Raw genomic sequence first — 1344 nt, 5'->3', positions numbered from 1 at the left:
ATCAATCCCTATAAGGAGTAGGAGTCTTTGAGGGTGATTTTGCAGCAGTTGATGTATCTAGAGGATGAAATAAGAGAGAATTTACAGGCGTTGGAGGCGATGTTGGGATGAATCAATTATCTGATTGGCCATTAGAAGAAATCGGAAAATGCTGCAAGGTTGTATCTGGTTCAACTCCTAAAAGAAATAAACCAGAATTTTGGGAAAATGGCCATATAAGTTGGGTAACTCCAAAAGACTTAAGTAATTTAGATAATCCAATTTTAAATGAGTCATCAGAAAAGATTACCCAAGCAGGATATGATAGTTGTTCAACAACTTTATTACCAAAAGGCTCAATTTTATTTAGTTCAAGAGCGCCTATAGGTTATGTGGCAATTGCAGGAAAAGCAATGTGTACTAATCAAGGTTTTAAAAGTTTAATTCCGAAAGAATTCGTCAACTCAAATTATCTATATTGGTGTATGCGTAAATATGCTAAACAGATAGAAGCACTTGGAGTAGGAACAACTTTTAAAGAAGTATCTAAAAGTATTGTTGAAAAATTTAGAATACCCCTACCTCCCCTAGAAGAACAAAAACGCATTGCAGCAATACTAGATAAAGCTGATGAAATTCGACGCAAGCGCCAAGAGGCAATAAACTTAACTGAAGAGTTATTGCGATCGCTCTTTTTGGAGATGTTTGGCGATCCTGTTACTAATCCTAAGGGGTGGGAGGTTACTGAATTATCAAAAGTCTGTAAAAAAATAACAGATGGAACACATCATTCACCTCCAATAGTTAGCCAAGGTATTCCATACATAACAGCAAAGCATTTAAAAACTTCTGGATTAGATTTTTTTTCCAATCCTTGGTTTGTCTCCAAAGAAGAACACAAAAAAATATATACACGCTGTAATCCACAAAAAGGAGACGTTTTATATATAAAAGATGGAGTCACGACTGGTTTAGCGGCAATAAACAATTATGAATTTGAATTCAGTATGCTCTCTAGTCTAGCGTTATTAAAAGTTGGTGAAAATTTGACTAGTGAATATCTGTGTGACTGGTTTAATAGTGAAAATGTAAAAAAACAAAATTTAACACAGCTTGCTGGTGCAGCAATTACAAGATTAACTCTTAAAAAAATCAAAAATTTTCTTATACCAGTTCCACCTTTAAATCTTCAGCTTAAATATAGACAATTAAGAGAAAATATATGTAAATTACAAGTGAATAAATATACTCATAAAGATATTTCTGATAACCTCTTCAACTCTCTACTACAAAAAGCCTTTCGGGGCGAACTATGAAAGCCAGTAGCCAGTAGGTTGGGTTAAAGGTCGTGCAACCCAACATATA

1 protein-coding gene is annotated in these 1344 nt (G+C 34.2%); it reads left to right on the top strand.

The genetic code is table 11. The features are described from left to right. Window positions 1-107: 107 nt before the first annotated feature. Window positions 108-1295, top strand: coding sequence for a restriction endonuclease subunit S (locus MW688_RS18820; RefSeq protein WP_486737550.1), 1188 nt, complete (start codon window positions 108-110; stop codon window positions 1293-1295). Window positions 1296-1344 lie beyond the last annotated feature (49 nt).

It is taken from the genome of Johannesbaptistia floridana, assembly GCF_057440575.1.
This window is presented reverse-complemented; position numbering and strand designations above follow the sequence as displayed.